The 17,643-nt window shown below is 42.0% G+C and carries 10 protein-coding genes; 7 read left to right on the top strand and 3 right to left on the bottom strand.

All coding sequences use genetic code 11. From position 1 onward, the window contains the following. Window positions 1-463 precede the first annotated feature (463 nt). The gene (locus B5X76_RS13130) at window positions 464-694 is read right to left on the bottom strand and encodes a helix-turn-helix domain-containing protein (protein ID WP_079643565.1); all 231 of its coding nucleotides are present in this window, start codon (window positions 692-694) and stop codon (window positions 464-466) included. Between the two features lie 590 nt (window positions 695-1,284). Between B5X76_RS13130 and B5X76_RS22010 the strand changes: the two genes are divergently transcribed. The 3 genes from B5X76_RS22010 (at window position 1,285) to B5X76_RS13120 (ending at window position 7,205) form a co-directional block, all read left to right on the top strand. Then, window positions 1,285-2,373: a TlpA family protein disulfide reductase gene (locus B5X76_RS22010; protein ID WP_176141070.1), complete on the top strand. Its 1,089-nt coding sequence runs from the start codon at window positions 1,285-1,287 to the stop codon at window positions 2,371-2,373. A 13-nt stretch (window positions 2,374-2,386) separates the two neighbouring features. Then, complete coding sequence (locus B5X76_RS13125) at window positions 2,387-5,620, top strand: SusC/RagA family TonB-linked outer membrane protein (RefSeq protein ID WP_176141069.1); 3,234 nt, start codon at window positions 2,387-2,389, stop codon at window positions 5,618-5,620. Between the two features lie 241 nt (window positions 5,621-5,861). Continuing rightward, the gene (locus B5X76_RS13120) at window positions 5,862-7,205 is read left to right on the top strand and encodes a RagB/SusD family nutrient uptake outer membrane protein (protein ID WP_079643563.1); all 1,344 of its coding nucleotides are present in this window, start codon (window positions 5,862-5,864) and stop codon (window positions 7,203-7,205) included. Window positions 7,206-7,261: 56 nt separating this feature from the next. Here the strand turns inward: B5X76_RS13120 and B5X76_RS13115 are convergent, their stop codons facing one another. Both B5X76_RS13115 and B5X76_RS13110 read right to left on the bottom strand, forming a co-directional pair. After that, the gene (locus B5X76_RS13115) at window positions 7,262-7,687 is read right to left on the bottom strand and encodes a hypothetical protein (protein ID WP_079643562.1); all 426 of its coding nucleotides are present in this window, start codon (window positions 7,685-7,687) and stop codon (window positions 7,262-7,264) included. A gap of 216 nt (window positions 7,688-7,903) precedes the next feature. Next, window positions 7,904-8,587 carry a Crp/Fnr family transcriptional regulator gene (locus B5X76_RS13110; protein WP_079643561.1) on the bottom strand — a complete coding sequence of 228 codons (684 nt, stop codon included), beginning with the start codon at window positions 8,585-8,587 and terminating at the stop codon, window positions 7,904-7,906. Between the two features lie 450 nt (window positions 8,588-9,037). Between B5X76_RS13110 and B5X76_RS13105 the strand changes: the two genes are divergently transcribed. The 4 genes from B5X76_RS13105 (at window position 9,038) to B5X76_RS13090 (ending at window position 17,622) form a co-directional block, all read left to right on the top strand. Continuing rightward, window positions 9,038-10,237 carry a FecR family protein gene (locus B5X76_RS13105; RefSeq protein WP_176141068.1) on the top strand — a complete coding sequence of 400 codons (1,200 nt, stop codon included), beginning with the start codon at window positions 9,038-9,040 and terminating at the stop codon, window positions 10,235-10,237. Window positions 10,238-10,450: 213 nt separating this feature from the next. Continuing rightward, window positions 10,451-13,702, top strand: coding sequence for a SusC/RagA family TonB-linked outer membrane protein (locus B5X76_RS13100; RefSeq protein ID WP_176141067.1), 3,252 nt, complete (start codon window positions 10,451-10,453; stop codon window positions 13,700-13,702). A 10-nt stretch (window positions 13,703-13,712) separates the two neighbouring features. Continuing rightward, window positions 13,713-15,074: a RagB/SusD family nutrient uptake outer membrane protein gene (locus tag B5X76_RS13095; protein WP_079643558.1), complete on the top strand. Its 1,362-nt coding sequence runs from the start codon at window positions 13,713-13,715 to the stop codon at window positions 15,072-15,074. A gap of 10 nt (window positions 15,075-15,084) precedes the next feature. Beyond that, the gene (locus tag B5X76_RS13090; RefSeq protein ID WP_176141066.1) at window positions 15,085-17,622 is read left to right on the top strand and encodes an alpha/beta hydrolase family protein; all 2,538 of its coding nucleotides are present in this window, start codon (window positions 15,085-15,087) and stop codon (window positions 17,620-17,622) included. The last annotated feature ends 21 nt before the right edge of the window (window positions 17,623-17,643 follow it).

The raw sequence follows: 17,643 nt of genomic DNA, 5'->3' as shown, positions 1-17,643 counted from the left end.
TGCGAGCGTCCTCGCTCGTATCCTTAATGGCCCGCTTCATCATCCACAGCAGCCATTCCTTACGGCTCTCCTGTGGATAGTTTTCAATCTCTTTCCGGAGTCACGTGGATGTATACACTTTAAAAGATTTAACAAGATCCCCTGGGGTTCATAAAAATACAAGCCTTCGATATGGTGGAATCTGTATTTACGGGACATAATATCAAGCTATTAGTTAGTTAGTTAGTTAGTTAGTTAGTTAGTTAGTTAGTTAGTTAGTTAGTTAGTTAGTTAGTTAGTTAGTTAGCAAAGGTACGCACTTTTAATAGTTAACACAGGAGCGAGGACGCTCGCGCGAGCAGGGGGCAATTATCTTTGCTATATCTAGGTCAATTTTGTTCATAAGAGTTCTTGTTTTCAGACTTAAACGTTAGAAATCTAGATTGAACAGGGCACACATTAACAGTATTATTAGAAAGTGCTCTTAAAAATCTAATAGTTGTGAAATGTTGATATTAAGTTTGTCTGCTATTTTCTTTAGAATTGAAATAGTAGAATTGGTTTCGGCTCGTTCAATACGACCTATTTGTCTGGTATCGACATCGCATAACTCAGCAAGATCTTCTTGAGACAAACCTTTTTTCTCGCGAATAGCTTTGATATGGTTTCCTAATTTTACTAGGTATTCTTGATCTCGATATTGTGATTGTGCCATTAATCGAAACTCCTTAATTAATCTGAAAAATATTAGGACATATTTGTCTTATTTAATAATAGTTTGTATATTTGTTTAAGCTCATCATTTAGTGAGCTTGCATTTTTTGAACTAAGAAGCTTTGCTCGACGGACCTAGGAAATCTAAAGCATGTGAAGCGGCAGTGAGAAAATGCCCACAATATTGTATCTTTGATTTCAATATGTGGGCTCTCTCTGTACACATGCTTAGAAGCTTTGCTTCTACCTCTCCTAGGGGGTGTCGAGCGTACAGAGGGAGCCTACATTATATATTCCTCTAAAGCTTAATAAAGTATTATAAACTTACGAAGCTATAATGAAAGCAAAACGAGAACTTCTCAAAAACATTATCTCTGCACCTGAGTAGCTCGGGGCAAGATGTAGGCGGATTGTCTGCACTGCTCGGTAAAGTGCTCCATTATAAACCTCAGCAACCAAGTATAAAACCTAAAGAAGAGCCTTCCGACTTCAAGAATCAATTTTTTATTTATCAGTAACCTGTGGATGTAACCAATAGCGCGCAATTGGAACCTTTTACATGTTGCTAAAATTTACTTAAAATCTTAAAAAATGAAACAATTTTTTAGGGGTGGGAGAGGACTGCCCAAAGGACAGAGTGACAAAGTAACAAAGTTATCCCGATACAAAATCGGGACAAGTTTCCGTGACAAAGACCTTTCGAATCGCCCAATAGAAAATGACAGATTACCTACAGTGAGCTCGCAAGCTCGGTTTGTAAACTATCTCGTCATCCCGACCGACGTGGAGGGATCTAAAAGCCATATCTTTAGACCCGTTCGACTCCACTGTGTTTCGCTCAGGGTGACGTGTATTGTTACTAGATTTCTCTTATGCTTGATAAAAAAACTTATCGTTGGCAAAGGTGCGAGCGGTGTAAAGCTTAAAGCCTACAGTCTACTGCCTACAGCTTTAATAATAACATTCTGTGTGTTGTTTGGTTCTGCCTTGGCGCAGTCTCGAATTCAATTCGGGACTGCCGACCAAGGTTTTAAACGGTCATATGACTTTAGTTTATACCGCTCGGTTACGGTCAAGCCTATTCAATCCGCAAATCTTATAGCCCGAGAGCAGGCAAAATATCCTAAGGTTGATTATACCCAATTCCCGCAAGAGCTATTTAACGTAGATCCCGACATGCTGCCTCAGATACAGATCGGGGAGAGGCTGCCTGATGCGGTATTGGATATGCCGCTGCGTGTGGTCAATGATGCTTACGCCCGTGATACGATTACCCTACGGAGCTGTATGGACAAGCCATGGATTATTCTGGATCTCTGGACAGAGTGGTGTGCGCCCTGCATTGCCTCGATGAACAAGTGGGAGGCGCTAGCCAAACAGGAGAACAGCAATTTTACTTTACTCGGTCTGTATGCGTCTTTCGAATCACACCGCGCTATGCCCGAAGCACGCAAAAAGGAATACGTAAGCACACAGGTTATCGGTCCCGCGACTTCTATCTTGGCGCACCTGTTCTTTAATGGCAAGTATAGCCTCGGGCCATCCATCTGGATCAAAGACGGGTGTTTCTTCGGGATTTCGCAGGCGGGTATGCTCAAAGAGGAAGACTACCACTTACTATTGGAGGGCAAGCTGGATGTCATACCAGACTATGCACAGTGGAAACCGATTGCACATTAAAAACAAACCAATTATGAACAAAATATTATTTATTATCTACCTATTTCTGCTCTGTCCTATTCTGGGAATAGGACAGCAGAAGACCACCATTAGCAAAGGGCTGGTTGTGGATGTCGAAAACCGTGCCGTTCGTGCTGTTTCGATACGCAGTTTGAAAACAGGCAACGAGATTGCTACAGACAAGGACGGTCGCTTTACCTTGCAGGTCGCGCTACCCGATACCCTGACCATTAGCCGTATAGGTTATATCACACAGCGCGTGGCGGTAGGCCAAATCGAAAGCACTATACCTATCATCCTCCAATCGGCCGAGCAGCAGATTGAGGAGGTGCTGGTCCATACAGGCTACCAAAGTCTCAGACCTAATGAAGTCAATGGCTCCGTGACGGTCATCAACAAGGATATGCTACAGATGCAGAACGGTACAAATATCTTGCAACGCCTTAATGGCGTGACCAATGGACTGAGTTTCAACGTCGGCAAGAACAATAGCAACCCACAGAACAAGACCAATATCATGGTGCGTGGGCACAGCACCATAAATGGGCCACTGGATCCGCTGATCGTATTGGACAATTTTGTCTACGAGGGCGATATCGACAATATCAATCCCGATGATATCGAGTCGGTGACCATCCTTAAGGATGCTTCGGCGACCTCCATCTATGGTGCCCGAGGTGGCAATGGTGTCATCGTCATCACCAGCAAACGCGGTCGGTTCAATCAGCCTGTGCAGATCGATGTACGAGCTAGTACGATGATTACAGCAATACCCGATCTGTCGCCATTACGTACCATGGACAATAAGGATTATATTGCTGTTGAACGTTTACTTTATGATAGAGGAGTATTTAAGGCAGATATTCAGAGTCTGGAGTATCCGGCATTAAGTCCCGTTGTCGATATATTGTATAGACAAGAAAAAGGTATGCTCAGCACTGTCGAGGCCGAATCACGTATTCGGGGATATGAGCAAAGTGATTTTTTAAAACAGTACCAACAGGCTTTCCTAAAACGGGGTAGTACCCAACAATACGCACTGGGTATCCGTGGTGGGTCGGGCACCCAGCATTGGAATTTGGGTGCCAATCTTAACCAAGATAATGATACGTATTCCAACAGGTCTAAGCGGATTAATTTAAGGTTATCCAACAGCTTGAAGATTACGCCATGGTTGTCGTCAACGGTAGATGCACAGGTTAATGCCAGATCTGCAAATAATGGGGCGGTCCCCACCGTAGATGAGCTGCGTCGCGTGGGTAGCCGTAGCAATGTTCCTTATATATCGCTTTACGACCAGCAAGGACTTCCTGCTGCAGTCTATACGGGATTTAGTTCGATATTCCTCGATACGGCTGGTGGCGGACGTTTGCAGGACTGGCGGTATTACCCTATTGCCGAACGCGATCTACAACAGTTTTCTCAAGGTGTTCATGAGCTCATCGGTAGCTTTCAGTTGGAGGCACGGCCTATTCAGGGACTTGGTCTGAATGCATACTATCAGTACCAACAGCAAAGACTGGATGCTGAGACAGTTCATGATCGTAATAGCTTCGTGATGCGTGATCTTATCAACCGTTTTACACAGGTCAATCCGCAGACAGGCAGTCTTAGTTACCCTGTACCGCTAGGCGATAGACTGATTCTTCAGGATCGATCCCTTGGTTCACAACAGTTTCGTACACAAGCCAACTTTAACAAGGCTTGGCGTAAGCATCATATTAGTAGCATGTTGGGTTTTGAGGTGCGCGAAGTAAAGAGTGGTTCACAACAAATGTGGATCTATGGATATAATCACGATCCCTTGTCGCGGGTTGCGGTCAATCATAGTACCGCCTATGCTTTACAACCCGCAGGGATAGCGCTTATTCCGGGTGGATCACAGACCGATGCAGATATCGTTAATCGATTTGTCAGTTTGTATGGGAACGCCTATTACAGTTATAAAGATCGCTATTCACTGAGTGGCAGCTTAAGGCGCGACGGGTCCAATATTTACGGATTGACAACCAATGCCAAGTGGAAACCACTTTGGTCTATAGGTCTCGGTTGGGAACTTTCTAAGGAATCCTTTTTCAAGGTTGATTTTATAGATCATCTGAAGTTGCGCAGTACGTTGGGCTATTCCGGCAATGTAGACCTGAGCCGTACGGCGCTTCCTATAGCGGCATATAGTAATGGTGAGGCTGCTTTAGGCTCACTGCGCACAGCGCGTGTAGGTTCGCTCAATAATCCATCTTTACGATGGGAGCAGGTACGGCAGCTGAATATAGGTTTGGATTTTAAGATGCTGCAAAGCCGAGTATCCGGTACCGTCGAGTATTATTGGAAATCTTCGACCGATCTCTATGGGTCTGCATTATTCGACTATACCACATGGGGTGTAAACCCCACAGTAATGATGAATACGGCAGATTTAGCTGGTAGAGGTATTGATATGCAGTTGAATATTATACCCTTGCGAGGCCGACTCCACTGGGGAAGTTATTTTATTTTTAACTATAACAGCAATAAGACAAAGCGATATCAGCTTACATCTACGCAACAACGCTCGGATATAGATCGTTTGATCGAGAGAGATGGTTCGGCCATTAATCCTATTGAAGGTATGCCACTCTACGCTTTGGGAGGCTACCGTTGGGCAGGCCTCGATGATAAAGGTAATCCGCAGGGCTATCTGAACGGGGAGAAGAGTATAGCGTACCAAGATATTCGGGCAGATGTACGTCAGCACGGTGACCCGAACAATGCCCGATATATCGGCTCCGCAGTACCTTTTATTTTTGGAGCTTGGCGGAATGAGTTTAGCTATGCTAATATCGGGTTATCTTTTAACGTTACGTACCGTACGGGCTATTATTTCAGACGTCAATCTATACATTATGAAGCACTCATCAATAGAGGGTACGGACATGCCGACTATGCGTTGCGTTGGCAGCAACCCGGTGATGAGTGGAAAACCGATGTACCGGCATTTGAATCTACGATCACGAGCGGCCGCGATAATTTTTATGCTTTGAGCGATGTTTTAGTTGAGAAGGGAGACCATATACGTTTGCAATTTGTCAACCTGTCCTACCAGTTTAAAAGCAAGTCGAAATATATGCCCAAATCCACCCGTGTGTTTCTGAATGCCTCCGATCTCGGTATCATTTGGCGAGCGAATAAACATGAACTCGATCCCGATTATCCGTATAGCACACGTCCATCACAAACGTATACCATTGGAATCAATGCACAGTTTTAATATGATTTTGATAAAGGAGATATGACCTTGGGTTCTGTCGCGTCAAGAAAGCAGAAGAAGTCCGATAAGAATGGATTTAAGAAGTGAAGCAGAGCGCAACGGCTCAAATACATTCCGGACTTTAAACTGCTTTTAGCGTAACAGTACCCCAGTCTTGATTTTTGTAAACTTTTGATCAAGCAAAAGTTTGGTGCCCCGCGCTGGCTTAGAAGCGCATGATACATTTTAATAATTAATCTATATGAAAAAGATATTTTATACAATTCTCTTGTTAGTTGCCTTTTCGTCCTGCCAACACTACCTCGACCTCAAGGGCAACAATAGCCGTGCCGTGCCGGTGCAGCTTGATGATCTGCAGGCTTTGTTGAATGATGCTGTCCGCATGAATCAAGAACGAACACCTACCATGGTTGAAAATTGGTCGGATGATTACTTTATGCTTCCGGGAAATTTTGCCGCATTAGACGATAAAGGTCGACGTATCTACCTATGGGATATATTAATTTACAACCATCCAAACGATTGGTCCAATGGGTATCAGCCCATTTATAATGCTAATTATTGTTTAGAAGGTTTACAAAAGATCGGTCGTAACTCGGAGAATGGCGAGACCTATGATAAAGTAAAAGGAGCTGCATTGTTTTACAGATCCTATTATTTCCAGCAGCTGCTGTGGGCCTTTTCACCAGCCTATGATGCAGAGACGGCTTCCAGCGAACTCGGTATTGTATTAAAAGAAGATACAGATTTTAATACACCTAGTGTGCGTTCTTCTGTCCAAGATGGTTATTATAAGGTTATTACTGATGCAGAAGCAGCGCTTCCGTTGTTACCCGCTGTAGCTGCAGTGTCTACACAACCGTCTCAGGCAGCAGTACATGGATTGTTGGCACGCGCTTATTTATCCATGCGTCTTTATGAAAAAGCAGGTTATCATGCATCGGAGGCTTTAAAGCTAAAGTCTGATTTGATGGACTATAATAAAACCAGTGATGGCGTTTTTTTGACCCGTACGCAGACTTTTGACCGATATAATAGGGAAGTTATTTTTCATTCCGATATGAACAGTTCACAGGCAGCGTTCTATAATGGTGGCAGGGGAGGGCGTGTAGATAGCAATTTGGTTCTGACTTACCAAGACACAGATCTTCGTAAGCAAGCCTTTTTACGCGCTACACAAGGATATTATCAGTTCAAAGGCAGTTATTCCAATAGTCGTTTTTTTTCAGGTATAGCTTCTGATGAACTTTACTTAATCAAGGCAGAGTGTCTTGCTAGAGAAGAAAAGGTGGTTGATGCCATGCAGGTGCTCAATCATTTACTAAGTTACCGGTTTAATCGTAATTCGGTCTTCGTACCGCTTACGGCAGATAGCAAAGCAGCTGCGCTACAAATTATATTATTGGAGCGACGAAAAACTTTACTTTTCAGAGGATTAAGGCTTACGGATATCAAGCGGCTTAATAAGGAGGGATATCAGATTATTGTAACCAGAAAAGTAGACGGACAGCTCTATCAGTTACTTCCAAATGATAAGCGTGCGTTGGTACCCATACCTACTGATTTGGTGAGTTTTATACAGTAGCTAAAAGCGGTTCGGATCATCATCCGAACCGCTTTGTTTAATAATCGATCTACTACTTATGGTGTGAGCGTTTTGTTAATTGGACTTTGATATTCTTCCTCATCACTAGCTTCCATCACTCTATGTGTGTCCTCGTCTTTACTTTCTTCCGTCTGTATGCTGACTTTTAAAGGGTCTATCTGTAATCCGTTTCCACCTACCGTATTCGCAAGAGGTACAGCTATTGAACAAGGAGCATCCTCCGTACCTGTTGGAGTTGGGCATGCCGATAGCGCCGGTGTCCAGTTTGCCGTGTTCTTTACATTTGCCTCCGTGTATGGATCGGTCGCTGGAGGGGTGTATCGAAATACTACCGTCGTTAAGGCCTTTTCTTTTTTAGGTGTTTCTTTAGACTCTGTAGCGTTCGCTACAAATAATACCAGTACTAAAAATAGAATAGATAATAAAGAAGTTGCTAACCAGTTACTTTTTAAAGTTTCCATATTGTAATTATTTGGTGCGGTTGTCTAAATTTTAGACATACCTAATTTGTTTTAAAATAGATGATTGTTTTGTTAGTTGCGTGGCATACCACGATGGTCTGGGATTTTGGGGCCTACCGGTTCCGATGTATCGGAAGGGTATAGCCCTACCCGGGAATACCGCAAATTTCATAGGATGTTGTTGTTTGTGTTTCATGTTACCTGTACTATATGTTTTCATTTCAAAGGTCGCTGCTTTTTTTTACCCCGCCTGCGTCCCTTGGGGACACAATCTTTACGTTGGTTGCGGCCTGTCACCATAAAGCGATTGGTACGACAGATCGTACTGCGCGATATCTGCAACAGATCCTGTTTTTCTTCCTGCAGGAGGATTTGGTTCAGGTCGGGGAATATCTTTGTAAACTCTATATAGATGGATGCCGGATCTTTGATCATGGCGATGCGGCGCAGTTTGCTCAGCTGTCGTTTCTTTTTGTTGGATAGCGCTGCCATCAACGCATTAAAAAGCTGGTCATTCTCCTTTAGCGCCTTCAGTTTAGCATAGGGAATGCTGACGACTAGGCTGGGACGTAGCGTGATGATATGCCCTATATTGGGACTCTTCGTATACAGGTGCTCGGTGGAGAGCATCCCCATCTGTGGGAGACCTATGGAGAATATCTGCCTTTTGAGATTTTTGGTCTTCGGATCTTCTTCATACCGTACCCGAGCTAGCATGCCCGAGCAGATGTAAAATACCTGCTCCGCAGTTGATCCTTCTTCATGTATATAGGTGTTCTTGGGGTAGAGTTTATAGGTGGTATGCTGCTCGATCCAATCTTTGTGCAGTGGTAGTACCGTACCAAATTTGCCCAGATGGTTTGTCAAAATCCGGGCAGCTTGATTCTGTGTTGTTTCCATGATTGTTCAGGAATAAAAGTTGTTGTTTCCAGATACAATAGAGAAGGCGGCCTGTACCGGACTGCTAGGCAAAAGCCACCTTTCCCTTGTAAATTGGTTTTGTCGTTTGTGTTCTTTTTTCAAAATAAAGGATGAGCAGAAAATCATCCCGTATTCGGATCAGTTTGGATTCTCTATAAATCATATTTCGTTATATAGGAAGCTTGCTGCCCCACCAAATTGGTGGATCAGCCTATTTTCATTGGTTTGAATGATGTCCCTCATTTAAGCACATTTTGAAAACATACGGTGGTAACTGTATTGTGCTTAAAAATTTGAAGATGTGTAAAGCTTTTCATAAAACCTAATAGATTTACACAGATGCCTGTTTTGGCCTGATAAGTGCCTGAATTTTGGTGATAAATAAAATAGCTAGATGCCTGTTTCTTTAAATTTTAACTTTTTCACATTTTGGCTCACTACTTTTCTCCGCTTATGGATATTAGCTACAAAAAACCGATGATTTTGGAAGCGCATAACCCCTATATAAACCATTTATTCCAGCGGTATCTGGAAGGAAGGTATTCCGAAGAGGACTTGGATACGCTATTAGCGTACTTCAAGCTCGATGAAGACTCTGAGCAGTTGCGCGAATTAATCGAGCAGCAGTTTGAGAAACCGATACTCGATGTCGTAGATCAGGAAGAAGTCCGCAATAGTGTGGCACGGATAGGCAAGGAGCTGGAACAGAAGATCAATCCCTCACAGAAAGCTAAACCTTTCAAATGGTGGTATGCAGCTGCGGCTGTTCTCTTTTTCTTTTCAATTACTGGGATATATCTGTATAACACCAGTCAGGTAGCACAAGTACCCAAGCTTACTAGCATATATGGCGATGATGTAGCTCCGGGTGGCAATCGGGCGACTATCACGTTATCCAATGGAACCCTCATTGAGCTTTCGGCAGATCAGGATGGTGTCATTGCCAGCGGATCAGAGTTGAGTTATTCCGATGGTAGAAAAATATTGGATGCAACTAAGGATATACAATACGCTACGCTGCAAACACCGCGAGGAGGACAGTATCGGTTGACTTTACCAGATGGTAGCAAAGTCATACTCAATGCCGAATCCACCTTGCGCTATCCCAACAGTTTTGTGAACCTCAAAAATAGAGAGGTCAGCCTGTCGGGTGAGGCGTATTTCGAGGTAGCTAAGGATAAGCAGCATCCCTTTATTGTACTGAGTGCACAGCAAAAGATCGAGGTCTTGGGTACACATTTCAATGTCAGTAGTTATCACAATGAGGAGACCACCCTTACCACCTTGGTCGAGGGATCCGTACGGGTCAATAATAGCATCCTGAAGCCCAACCAACAATCTGTATTAAAAGAAGGACAAATCCGTATTCGCGAAGTAGACGTCGAGCAGGCAATCGCTTGGAAGAATGGATACCTGATGTTTGACGACGAGCCGCTGTACAGCATTATGCAGAAGATTGAGCGCTGGTATGACGTGGAGGTGGTCTATGCCCCAGGTGTTGACCAGACCAAGCGCTATGGGGGAGGCGTATCCCGTTACGATGCGATCAGCAAGGTGTTGGATAAGCTAAAGCTCACAGGCAGTGTACATTTCAAAATCGAAGGGAGGAAGATCACCGTCATGAAGTGACCTGAAGCTAAGTAATAATAACCATCCCGACAAATGCCGGAATGGTTTTAAAGTCTTGACACAAGTTCCTAAAGAAACTTAACGCATTTGCAAGGGCTGACAATTTTCGAAGAGAGGCAGCTATTGCAAAAATCAAAACAAATCAAATTTATGAAAATTATTGATCTATTTAGCAATAGCAGCTACAGCTATTGCATTAAAAAAATCTGCCTCATGATGAAGTTAACCACGCTACTTCTTACGGTGTTTTTGGCACAGGTTAGTGCCTCCAGTTATGCGCAACGCATCACGCTGCAACATCAAAGTTTGAGTCTTAAAAAGGCATTTACCGAAATCCGTAAGCAGACCGGACATATCGTGCTCTATGAGACCGACCTGCTACAAAAGACGAAACCCATGACGGTAAATATTAAAAATGCATCTCTAGACGAAGCCTTACATAGGCTACTGGGTCCACAGGGGCTGGACTTCGAGATAGAAGACAAATCCATTGTGATACGCATGAAATCAAAAACTTCAAAAATTCAGGTAAACAATGAAACTAGGACTTTAGAAGAGCAGCAGCAGCCTATTCGAGGAAAAGTCGTCAATGAAAAAGGAGAGAGACTCGTTGGGGCGACCGTCAGAGTGCATGGGTCAGAAATAATTGTCATGACCAATGAAGCTGGTGAGTTTGAAATAAAACATCAAGGTGGACCAGTTAAATTACTGATTAGTTATATAGGCTATAGTAGCAAAGAAATCGCAGGCAATGGTGATCTGGGTACGATAACGATGAATTTAAGCTCATCTGAGATGGATGAAGTCTTGCTGAACGCCGGTTACTACAGCGTGAAAGACAAAGAACGCACCGGAAGCATTTCAAAGATCACCAGTAAGGAAATTGGTCAACAACCAGTTGCCAACCCGCTGGCCGCAATGCAGGGACGTATGGCAGGGGTGAACATTACGCAGAGCAGCGGTACCCCCGGCGGCGGCTTCGATATACAGATCAGGGGGCGTAACAGTTTACGTACCGAGGGAAATGCGCCCCTGTATATCGTTGACGGCGTACCATATGTAGCACAATCTGTATCAAATTTTAGTATTTCGGGAGGTATTCTGCCTTCAGGTAATGTAAGTCCCTTGAACGGTATTAATCCAAACGATATTGAAAGTATCGAAGTACTGAAAGATGCAGATGCTACCGCGATATATGGATCGCGAGGTTCCAACGGGGTGGTGTTGATTACTACCAAGAAAGGAAGTTCTGATAAAACAACGTTTTCTGTACAAACTGTAACCTCGGTAAGTACGGTTGCAAGATTCATGAACCTTATGCATACCGAAGAATATTTAAAGATGCGTCGTGACGCTTATAAAAATGACGCTATTACAGATTATCCAGCCAATGCTTACGATGTCAACGGTACATGGGATCCAAACAGGTATACCGATTGGCAGAAGGAATTTATAGGAGGTAAGGCGGTCTCGCAAAACACGCAGTTTTCTATTGCTGGCGGATCTGGGCAGACCACCTACCTTATGAGTGGTTCGCACAGAAAGGACGGGACGGTATTTCCGGGTGACTTTGGCTACAAGCGTACAAACTTTTTACTTAATGTGAACCACCAGTCTAAAGACAGCAGGTTTAATTTTCAGGGAAATATTCAAAAGAACATGCAGAAAAATAATCTCATGGCATCAGATTTGGCTACAGCTGTCTATCTCGCACCAAACGCCCCTGCACTTTACGATGAAAACGGAAACCTTAATTGGGAAAACAACACCTTTGAAAATCCGCTGGCTAAACTAAATTCCAAATATTTGTCGGATACAGACGAATTAACCAGTCTGGTTAAACTTTCGTATAAACCTTTTAGTAAATTGATTTTAAGTATACAGGGCGGAATCACCAATGCAGGTGTGAATGAAGTAAGAACGTTGCCCTCAACAGTTATGAACCCCGCATTGGGAATGACAAGTGAAAATTCTTCTGTTAGGTTATCAAAATTTAATCGAAATAACTGGATCATTGAGCCAACGGCGAATTACTCTATATATTCTGAAAATTCAAAGTGGGAATTTTTGACAGGAAGTACCTTCGAGGAACGTAAACAGACCCATTTCGGAATTCAGGCAAGCAACTTTATATCTAACGATTTTATAATGAATATCAAAAGCGCAGCTATACAGAGCATTACCAACGATACAGAAACTGTTTACAGGTATAATGCGGTTTTTGGTAGGATTAATTACAATCTGCATGACAGATATTATGTAAATATAACGGGACGTAGAGATGGTTCCAGTCGTTTCGGGGCAAATAACCGCTTCGGGAATTTTGCCGCTGCTGGAGGTGCATGGCTGTTCAGCAGAGAAAAATTCTTTGAAAACAGTTCTTGGTTAAGTTTCGGAAAACTGCGCGCAAGTTATGGAACATCGGGTAGTGATCTGATTGGCGATTACCAGTACTTGAATACGCTTGGTCTGGCAAACTACAAATATGACGGACAGATAGCCTTGGATCCGTTACGTCTCTACAATCCTGACTTCAGCTGGGAAACCAATAAAAAGCTGGAAGCGGCTATGGAACTGGAGTTGTTTAATGGAAGAATCGCAGCTTCAGCGGCATGGTACCGTAACCGATCTTCAAACCAGCTGGTTGGTGTACCATTACCGGGAACAACAGGTTTCAGTACATTACAGGCTAATCTTGCTGCCACTGTAGAAAATAGGGGTTGGGAATTCACAATGAGGTCGGTCAATATCGAAAAAGATGGTTTTACATGGAAAACGGATGTAAACGTGAGCCTTCCTAAAAATAAGCTAATCGCTTTTCCTAATCTGGAAGAATCCACCTATGCCAACAGGTATGAAGTCGGGCAACCCACCAGTATCCGCAAAGTGTACCGTCTGCTGGGTGTGAATAAAGAAACAGGACTGTATGAATTTGATGATGTAAATAATGATGGCAAAATTGATGTAAACGATCGTACTACAGTTGTAAATATTGCACCAACGCTTTTTGGTGGAATCAGTAACCAGATAAGGCTTAATAAATGGTCTCTGGACATGCTTTGGCAATTTGTTATACAAAAAGCATATACACCTGAGCAGAGCCATGCGATGATGGGTGTTGCTATAAACCAGAGAAGCATTGATGGAAATTATTTCTCTCCTGAAAATCCCGATGCTTTCTATCAGCAGCCTGCCACTGAATCAAACGGAGCAGCTACACAGGCATTCAACAATTTTATGATGAGCGATGGGGTTATTGCAGATGCATCTTTTCTTAGGTTGAAATCACTCCAAGTGAATTATGACTTTACCGAACTGGTTAAAAGCAATGTAAGGGTATCAACTTATTTGCAGGCTTATAACCTGCTTACTTTTACTTCTTATACAGGGAGCGATCCAGAAACCGCAACAGGGCATCTGCCAGCATTAAGAACCATAGCACTTGGATTAAATATTAATTTTTAAAAAGCGTCTCATGAAAAAAAATATGACTTTAATAGCTGCGTTATGTATACTTTTTACAGGCTGCAGTGATTTTCTGGAGGTAGATACACCAAAAGATCAGGTGGATGCCGTTCAGACGTTTAATGATGAAAAAACGGCAGTGGCAGCCGTTAACAGTGCCTATATTCTGCTGGGTGAAGATGGTTTTTTCGGCAGTATGCTAACTTCAAATCCTATTCTTTCAGGATGCTATACTGACGAATTGGAAGCAACTATTGGGAGTAATACAGATTTTAAGAATTTTTACGAAGGTTCTGTAACCAGCAGCAGTAATGCGGTAAGACAGTTATGGAATAAAACATATAAACAGATTTACATAGTTAACAATATACTGGAATCGCTGGAAAATTCTACGGGAATTTCCGAAAACCTCCGAAGTCAGCTCAGAGGTGAAGCACTTGCCATACGGGGACTGATGCATTTTTACCTGACACAGACTTTTGGTAATGTGCCTTTTGTATCGTCTACCAATTATAAGGTAAATGCGAAAATTGGTAAACAGTCAGTAGCAGAAGTTATGAACCTCTCTGTTCTTGATCTGGAAGAAGCAGAAAAGCTGTTAATAATGCTGTATCCGGGACCTGAAAGGATCAGGATTAATCAAAGCACGGTTCATGCTCTTTTAGCACGCATGCACCTGTATACTGGTAACTGGGAAAAAGCTCGTACCTATGCACAATTAGTAATAGCTAACGGGAACTATAAGGTTGAACCATTGGAAGTTGTATTTAAAAAGGAAAGCAGAAGCGCTATATGGCAGCTTAAACCTACAATGCCCGGGTTCAATACCTTTGAAGCTTTTTACCATATATTCACAGCTGTACCAGCACCGTTTTTTAGGTTACACCCATCACTGCTTGATGCTTTTGAACCTGCTGACAAACGCAGGCAAAAGTGGGTACAAGACGTAGGTGAAACGGAAGGTTATGCACATGCATTCAAATATCAGGTACGGGGATCATCAGCAACCTCTGAAGAGTATTCAGTGATACTGCGCTTAGAGGAAATGTATCTCATCGCTGCCGAAGCAGCTGTGATGCAGGGAGATTTACAGAACGGAAGCGAAATGCTTAATGTGATTCGAAGCAGGGCAGGGCTAGATGATCTGGATTTTGGTAATGTACAACAAGGAGTAGATGCTATATTAAAGGAAAGAAGGATGGAGTTTTTTTGTGAATTTGGTCATCGCTTTTATGACTTGAAGCGTCTAAACAGGCTCTCAGACCTTATGGTAGTAAAACCTCGCTGGCAGCAGCATTTTATTATGTACCCGCTACCTGAAAATGAAATAACCCTTAATCCGAATCTATTGCCTCAGAATGCGGGTTACTAATTATATTTCCATGAAAATACTTTTCTCATATATTGTTAGTTTGTTGGTTTTTGCGTCCTGCCCCGTATGGGGGCAGGTGCAGACAACCGGTAGCTTTGAAGAGCTTGGTAACAAGAAGTTGGATGCTTCGGGATCTGTAGTAGGATTCTCGTCGTTTGTTGAAGGACGGGATACGTTTATTGTTCAAGATCTCCGTAACCGACAGACCTACAGTTTTAGTGAAATTGCACATGAAACGATTCTTAATAGTAGGTTTGCAATATTGGAGAGTAGACCGCGGAAAAAGTGTTACATTGTAAACTTTACCCTTAAAAGCGTTGATACACTCCACAATACTCGGCTAATTGGTTATATTTCTGAAACAGACGAATTGGTTTTTGATGATTTAGAACGAAAAGTAGTAGTTGTTAAAAAATTGAAGTCCGGCAAGGAGCGAATTATTCAAGATGTTGAACTATATGACTACAGGCAATCAGACAATACACTGTTTTTTTTGAACAATCAAGGACAGTTTGGTGTGTTCAGCATAAAAACAGGCAGACTTAACACAGTTGCTGCACTAGATAGTACAGGATTACATTTTAAAAAGATCTTGCTTCCGGAAAAAGATTTGAATTGGTACCTGCTGGCAACTCATAAAAAAAAGTTGAAGGTATTCAAGGTTGATATTGAAGGTGTATCAGAGGTATTTAATCGTGATCTCTATGATAGTTCAGATAATACTGTTTTAGATACGCTGTTCTATAGAGCACGATTGGTAGGAAATGATCGCATCGCTTTAAGTGTAAAACCAATTATTGAGACAGATTCCACTGCTACTTCAGATGCAGAGATCTGGTATGGCTCGCTTAAAGAACAAGTACCGTTGTTACAATACAAAAAACAGGCTCCTGCACAACTTGCCATAGCTGACCTGAAAAACAATTTGTGGATTTCTTACTATCGTAAAAATAGTTGGATGGAATTCAAGATTGACGAGCATGATCAGGTTTACGGTTACGAAGTATTTGGAAACAATGACCAGACAAAGCTGTTTCCGGATATCAGCGTTTATAAATATGATTATGCAGATAAACCCGGTACTTTTGTAGGTAGATTTAATGGAAACAACCGGTCGGTATTTAGTTTTAAAGGATTTTCTTTTCTGGTATATTTTTATAATAATAACTGGTATTACTTCAATGATAAAGACCAAACCAGACAGCATATAAATTTGGGATCAAGCGGTAGATTTTATGATGATCAGAGCGAGTTCTACAAATTTACTTCTGATGCTTTAAGCGGAGTTCCCATAGTTTATAGTAAAAACGAGCTTTTGTTTAGCGATACCCATGATTTATGGATCTTTAATACTGTAACCGGTAAATTACATAGGGATACTAACGGTCTGGAAGAGGAACGACGTTATAGAATAGATAAATCTAACTATACATCTGTTACCAAGCAATGGTCTTGGTACCCTGTAAATGAAATTAAGAATAAGGATGGGCTGGTGTTGAAATGGACTTCAGATATGTATACCACACAGGGAATTTCATTATGGAAGCCCGGAAAAGGAACTGAAACACTTTTAGAAGATAAAGCCGAATACAGCAATATCTTAAGGAACGGAAATTTTATTACGTACATTAAACAAAAAGCTTCACAACCTCCGGCACTATACATCTTTGATCTGGTGAAAAGGCAGGAAAAAAAAATCTATCAGAGTAACAGTTGGGATGAGGATGTATCACACGTAATGTCTGAGTATTTCAGCTGGAAGAATACGCAGGGGGAGCTTCGTGGTGCTATTTTAAGGTTTCCTAAGAATTATTCTGCGAAGCAGAAATATCCTGCTATAGTAAATATCTATGAAAAAAAATATCCTGCTCAGCATAGATATATATCACCTTTTGTAATAAATTCTACCACCATTAACTTTAGGGAATATACAGATGCGGGTTACTTCGTGATAGAACCCGATATATTTTATGAAGTAGGTAATCCCGGTAAATCAGCTTTAAAATCTGTAAATGATGTATTGGAAGAACTTGCTACAAGGTTTCCAATTGATCAGAAACACATAGGAATAATAGGACATTCTTTTGGAGGTTATCAGACAAACTTTATCATTACTCAGACCGATCGTTTTAAGGCTGCTGTTTCAAGTGCTGGGGTTTCTGATTTGGTTAATAGGTATTTTGTTTATAGTAAAGAAGCACAAAGACCTGAAATATGGCGGGCGGAATCGCAGCAGATCAGAATGGCAAAGAGTTTCTTTGAAATACCAGAAAACTATATTGCTAATTCACCGATCTATCATGCAAAGAGTATAGTAACACCATTACTGCTCATCAGTGGCAAGGAAGACTATACCGTAAATTGGGAACAAAGCATGTATATGTTCAATGCACTGAAACGTTTGGGAAAAGATGTAAATCTGATTTTTTATTCTGGAGAAAAACATGAAATTTTGAAGACTCATAACAGACTGGATGTTAGTAGAAAAATCAGGTCTTATTTCGATTATCACCTAAAAAATGAAAAATTACCTGATTGGATAAAATAAGGGCTGCAATAAGCAGCCCCT

Origin of the sequence: Sphingobacterium nematocida (genome assembly GCF_900168125.1) — a bacterium.
In the GTDB taxonomy this organism is placed as follows: Bacteria; Bacteroidota; Bacteroidia; order Sphingobacteriales; family Sphingobacteriaceae; genus Sphingobacterium; species Sphingobacterium nematocida.
Note: the sequence above shows the minus strand (reverse complement) of the source record. Positions and strands in the feature narration are given on the sequence as shown.